The 6228-nt window shown below is 45.6% G+C and carries 4 protein-coding genes and 2 pseudogenes; 2 read left to right on the plus strand and 4 right to left on the minus strand.

Annotated features, from left to right (window positions below):
* On the plus strand, positions 1–969 hold a 969-nt coding region (locus tag L650_RS0118090; RefSeq protein ID WP_164835541.1), incomplete at its 5' end, for a helix-turn-helix domain-containing protein.
* A gap of 104 nt (positions 970–1073) precedes the next feature.
* A pseudogene (locus L650_RS0118095) lies at positions 1074–1361 on the plus strand (YrbL family protein); the annotation flags it as partial.
* 110 nt (positions 1362–1471) lie between these two features.
* Here L650_RS0118095 and L650_RS0118100 read toward each other — a convergent pair.
* The 4 genes and pseudogenes from L650_RS0118100 to L650_RS0118115 all read right to left on the minus strand — a co-directional run.
* Positions 1472–2758 carry an allantoate amidohydrolase gene (locus L650_RS0118100; protein ID WP_029773975.1) on the minus strand — a complete coding sequence of 429 codons (1287 nt, stop codon included), beginning with the start codon at positions 2756–2758 and terminating at the stop codon, positions 1472–1474.
* A gap of 13 nt (positions 2759–2771) precedes the next feature.
* A pseudogene (locus L650_RS0118105) lies at positions 2772–4006 on the minus strand (pyridoxal-phosphate-dependent aminotransferase family protein).
* A gap of 3 nt (positions 4007–4009) precedes the next feature.
* Positions 4010–4834 (minus strand): sulfite exporter TauE/SafE family protein, encoded by an 825-nt coding sequence (locus L650_RS0118110; RefSeq protein ID WP_004587085.1) that lies wholly within the window; start codon positions 4832–4834, stop codon positions 4010–4012.
* Positions 4831–6228, minus strand: a 1398-nt coding sequence (locus L650_RS0118115) for a gamma-glutamyltransferase family protein (RefSeq protein ID WP_029773976.1), incomplete at its 5' end; no start/stop codon positions are given. The genes L650_RS0118115 and L650_RS0118110, both read right to left, overlap by 4 nt.

A 6228-nucleotide genomic window follows, 5' to 3' on the forward strand; every position in this document is an offset into this window, starting at 1 on the left:
TGTATTGAAACCCAAGGTGTGTTTAAAACGCTTTATGTAGACAGAGCTGGTATATTCGGCGGGCCAAAGCGTTGCAACTTCTCTCAAATGCAACGCGCCTGTGAAGAATTAGGTATTGAAATAATTTTTGCTAATTCACCACAAGGTAAGGGGCGTGTTGAGCGTGCGTTTGATACCTTCCAAGACCGACTTGTGCCGGAGCTTAGGTTAAATAATATCAATGATATTGCTGGGGCTAATGCTTACCTTAAACATGTCTTTATTCCTCAATACTGGCAAACTAAAATACAAGTGAAATCGAAACAACGTTCTGAGTTCACACCATTATCAAAACACACCAACCTAGACGATATCTGTGTCATCAAAGATCACCGTAAAATACGTAATGATCATACCTTCAGCTATGACAACAAATTTTACTTGATTGATTCACCGCTCAAATACTCGATTGCCAATCAAAAAATAGAAATTAGAAAAACGAGCAAGAAAGAGTTTACTGCTCACTTCGCTGGACGACAGCTTAAAATATCAGAGGTAAACGAACCAAGTAAACTTGCATCAGAAGACTTGGCTGTACAGAAAAAGCTTGAAGTATTAGCGCTAATTGAGGAGCTTGGAAGTGTCAGTGCAGCCTCACGTCAAAGTGGCGTATCGCGAGATACTATTCACCGTCACTTAAAGCTGGTTAAGCAAGGAGGGGCTGATGCTTTAAAACGTCAAGAGACTCCAAACCTGCGACATAAAAATTGTGTAGATCAAGCGATAGAAGATGCGGTTGTGCAATTCTCAATTGAGCATCCACATCTTGGTCAACAGAAAGTCGCAATGAAGCTGACTGAGTCACTTGGTGTTGATATTAGTGCAGGTGGTGTGCGCAGCATGTGGCTTAGAAATAACTTGAACACTACCGCACTGAGAGTTGAAAGATCGCAAGTGTTACAAGAAACCGCACAAACTGTAGCCAGTTAAATAACTGGCTGGTATGCTATTTACGTCAAAGTCGCTCGGTAATTAGACCGACATAATCCCTTGGTAATCACATTGATGCAAATAATTAGCCGGCTAAAACGCTAGAATATTATTTAAATCAGCCAAATAGTGAAGCCTTAGCTGAGCCACTATTAAATTTAAAAGATTATTTATTACACAATTTAGTGATCACCAAAGAAATAAAACCACGCAATATAGCGTGTGTTAATAATAACGGCACCATTGAGCGGTGTGTTGTTGTTGATGATATTGGTAATACTGAGTTTTTTCCTATTAGTAATTACGTGAGCTCATCGGCTAAGCGTAAAATAAATAGAAAATGGCAGCGCTTTGAAGCGAGTTTAAATGAGCTTGGTTTAAGCCTTAATTAAGTTTTAAACTCCGACTTTAAATACTGGCTTTAATTAATAACCACAGCCTCGTTTAATACGCAGGGCTAAGCTAACAGCACATAACCTACCCTGCGCTTAATAACCGTTAGTTACTTTTCTAACTCTTTTACATACAGCATGAGTGCGCTGTACATTACGCTAAGGGCTTTTGTTACATCCTCATCAATAACAGCTTCTGCGGGGTGATGGCTTATCCCGCCAGGGCTGCGTATAAATAGCATGCCTACAGGGCAAATAGGGGCAATAGCCATGGCATCGTGCCCAGCGCCAGAGGCAAGTGAAGGCGAGGCTTGGTTATTCAATTTACAGGCACTGCTAAACAATTGTTGAATTTGAGTGTCGCACGCTACGGCGTCGGCCGCATGTGTCCATTGCCAATCAAGCGTTAAATTACGCGATGTTGCAATTTGATCGGCGCGGATATGTATTGCATTAAGTAATACTGCTAGGTCGGCATCATTTTGTGCGCGTGCATCTAGGCTTATAGTCGTTTTACCGGCAATAACATTTGTAGCGCCTGGGCAAGCATGAATTTGCCCTACGGTGGCGACTTCACCATTACTCGCGTTTTTTGCTAGCTGCTCTATGGCAAGGGTAAGCTCGGCGCAGCCAACTAACGAATCTTGGCGTAAGTTCATTGGCGTAGTGCCTGCATGGCCGCTTTGGCCTGTTAGGGTGATCATAGCGCGTTTGGCGCCAGCAATAGCGGTTACTACGCCTAGCGCCTGGTTTACCGATTCAAGCACTGGGCCTTGCTCTATGTGGGTTTCCCAATAACCGAGTAATTCGTTTTTGTTAAGGGCGGCTTTAGCGTAATCATCAGGGTTTAGGCCAAAATCAAGCATGGCTTGGCGCATACTAATGCCGTTTGTATCTTGTATATTTAACCACTGGGGGTCAAACTCGTTCGCCAGTGCTTTTGAGCCAATTAACGTGGTGGCAAAGCGGGTGCCTTCTTCATCACAAAAGCCCACTACATCTAAATGAAATGGTAAATCAAGCTTAAGCGTGTGTGCAATGGCGGCTACTTCAATACCTAGTAACACCCCTAAAATACCATCAAATGCACCGGCGTTTGGTACGGTGTCTAGGTGTGAGCCAATAATTAAACGTTTAGCGTTTGGGTTAGATGATGCTAAGCGCCCCCATAAATTGCCGACTTCGTCTTGCCACGATTGCATGCCCGCCTCAGCCATCCATTCAGCAGTGACACGGTTACACTCTTTGTGCTCTTTAGATAAATACACACGGTGAATGCCACCTTGCATTTGCGATAGGCCACTGAGCGTTTTACAGCGCAATAACGCGCGCGCGGCAAATTTATTAGCCAGCTCACTGTTTAATAATGGCTCATGGAGGGGGCTTGCAATCGTCATGCTAAATCCTTTTTTATTTATAATGGGCAAGGGCGGCAATAGCGGCTTCGCCTTTAGGGCCTTTATAGCCGTTGGCGTGTAAGCAGGCATCTAGGCTTGCCAATGTTTGTAATACGGCATCTTTACGGGCGTTGTAACCCATGGTGCCAATACGCCAAATTTTGCCATGCAGCGGCCCAAACGAGGTGCCAATTTCAATACCAAAGTCGGTTAGCATTTGTCCGCGTACGTGGTCAGCATTAATGCCCTCGGGTATATAAACACCCACTACGTTGTTCATTTTATGGTTTAAGTCGCCAAATACGTTTAAGCCCATCGCTTGAATACCCGTTAGCATGGCATCGCCGTGTAACTTGTGGCGGGNCGGGCAACGCAGTTATCAACGCCTTCTTCAATAACAATGCGAGCACATTCTGATGCGCAATACAGCATGCTGGTGGCTTCGGTGTGGTGGTTAAGGCGCTCTTCGCCCCAGTAATTCATGATCATGCCTAAATCAAAGTAGTTTGAGCGTACAAATGGCTCGGTGCCGTCGGTATGCTGCGCGGTACGAATACCCGCTTCTACTTTTTTGCGTTTTTGGATCCAATCGGCGCATTTATCGCTCAGTGTTATAGGGGCAGAGCCAGACGGGCCACCTAAACATTTTTGCAAACCAACCGAAAGCGCGTCGAGTTTCCACTCATCGGCGGGTAAATCGTTACCTACAATTGATGCGGTGGCATCGCAGTAAAATAATACGTCGTGTTTTTGGCAAATATCACCAATGTATTCAAGCGGTTGGTTCATGGTTGTAGAGGTATCGCCCTGTACCATAGCAAGTACATGGGGTTTTACATCAACAATTGCTTTTTCTATTTGTTCGGGGGTAAATACCTCGCCCCATGGAACTTCTATGGTGTGTACTTTTGCGCCTACGCGCTCGGCTATTTCAGCAAGCAAGTGGCCAAAGCGCCCCATAATGGGCACCAGTACTTTATCGCCTGGGCGTAAAATAGAGCATAAAACGGCTTCTATGCCCGCGCGCGATGTACCATCAACTAACATGGTCCATTCGTTTTTGGTTTTAAAAATTTCGCGATAGCGGGCCATGGTTTCGTTCATAAAACCGGTCATTACTGGGTCGTATTGGCCAATTAGCTGCGCCGACATAGCACGTAGCACGCGTGGATCTGCGTTTATTGGGCCTGGGCCCATGAGTAATCGCTGTGGCGGGTTTAAAGTTTGAATTTGCGTGTCGCTAAACATGTTTTAGGCTCCCAGAGTCTGAATAAGCATACGAATGCCCGTTATCATTAATACAACGGCAAAGGCGCGTTTTAATTGTTTTTGATCTAGCTTGCTACCAATTTTTACGCCAATAGGGGCAAACAAAATAGTAAGCGGAATAATAAGTATAAAAGCAGGTAGGTTTACAAGGCCCCACGTGCCAAGCGGCGCATCGGTGGGTGTAGTACCAATACTTAATAAAGTAATAACGCCCGGTAACGCAATTAATAAGCCAAATACAGCAGCGGTGCCAACGGCAACATGAGCACGTACGTTAAACGCGTTTAGCATGGGTACGCCAATAGTGCCGCCACCTATGCCAATCATTACCGATAAACCACCGACAATACTGGCCATAATGCCTTGGCCAAATTTACCTGGTAATTTACTAACTAGGGCAGGCGCGCCGGCTCTAAATAACATGTTTAAACTTACTAAAATGGCAATACAGGCAAACATAAGTACCAGCGCATTACCGCGTATAGAATGAGCTAAGTAGCTACATATCACGGCCATTACCAAAATAAACGGGGCCCAGTATTTAATTAAAGCAAGGTCGATATTGCCCTTGGCATGGTGCGAGCGAATCGACGAAATAGAAGTAGGCACTATGGTGGCAAGCGATGTCGCTGTGGCTATCATCATGGCCGACTCAGGGCTTACGCCAAAGCCTTGCAGTAAAAAGTACAGCACAGGCACAATTACTATGCCGCCGCCTACACCAAATAGGCCTGCTAAAATACCTGCAAAAATACCGGTTGCTATTAAGGCCGCTATAATCGGCCATTGATTTATTATTTCTGTCATTGTGTTCCTGCTGTAGTTACTGTTGCGCGACCATCTGAACGAGGATCGGTGGCTGCTTCAAGGCTGGTAGGCGTATCTAAAATGGCACCTGCATGACCCATCATTTCATTGTTATTATCAACGCTTACCCAGTCGTGGTCACGTTGATTTAATTCATGTTTAACTTGAATTACTAAGCTTTGCTCTACCTTTAAATTTGTGCTTGTATCGCCCCAGGTGCGCCCTAATAACCAACGCGGATCGCTGACTGCTTGGGTAATTGATTTATTACGCCATGCGTAACCACTAAATACCGCAGCTTGTGTTTGTGGNGGCTGGCCTTCGCCGCCCATGGTGCCGTAGGCAAGGCGCCGACCATCGTCAAATTTTGCTAAAGCAGGGTTGAGTGTATGAGCTGGTTTTTTATGCGCTTTTAAGGCATTGGCATCGTTGCTATTTAAACTAAAACTTAAACCGCGGTTATTCCATACAAAGCCGCCTTCGCTCATCAAAATGCCGCTGCCAAATTCCCAGTAAACACTTTGAATAAAGCTCACGAGTTGGCCGTTTTTATCCCGTGCGGCCATCCAAACGGTATCGCCTGGCTCTGCATTAAATGGCCATTGCTTGGCTTGGCTCATATTTATATTGCTGGCAAGCGCATTTAAGCGCTCATCATTTAGTGCGTTTTTATAATCATCGCCAAGCGCGTCTGGGTCGGCCCACAGTGTAGGGCGGTGCGTAAAGCTTTGTTTGGTTGCCTCAACAATTAAGTGCATCCAATCGGCCTCTGTTTTGGCTAAATGTTTTAGTTTATTAACAGCGCCAATTATTTGCAGAGAATGCACGCCTTGCGTGGGGGCGGGTAAGTTATAACACTGTATGCCCGATAAATTAGCACTAAGCGGCGTTACTAAATCGGCCTGCGTATTGGCAATATCTGCGCGTGTAATTGCACTGCCTGCGGCAGCTAAATCGTTTGCAAACGACTCTGCTAAAGGGCCTTGGTAAAAGGCGTTTAAGCCATGCTCGGCTAAGTGTTCAAAGGTACTGGCAAGTTTTGGGTTTTTAAAATGTTGGCCCGCTTGCAACGGTTTACCATTAGGTATGTAAAGTTCTTTAAAGGCAGCGTTAGTGTTTGAAGCGGTGGCAAGCTTTTCGCAGCCTGCTTGCAAGCTTTTAGATACTGTAAAGCCTTCGCGCGCGAGCTTTATGGCTGGGGCTAAAATAGTACTTAGCGAAAGAGCAGCGTGCTCATCTACCGCAAGGGCTTTTTGCCAGCCGCGAAGTGTTGCAGCTTGGGTCAATGCGCTTAAACCGCCGCGCTCTGGTATGTGTGGCTCATTGCTATAGGCGCTTATATCGTTTGGTGCGCGCCCGCAGGCATCAATGGCAGTGGGTATACTTTGGTTTGG

The sequence above is a fragment of the Pseudoalteromonas sp. TB51 genome (assembly GCF_000498055.1).
Classification (GTDB): Bacteria; Pseudomonadota; Gammaproteobacteria; order Enterobacterales; family Alteromonadaceae; genus Pseudoalteromonas; species Pseudoalteromonas atlantica.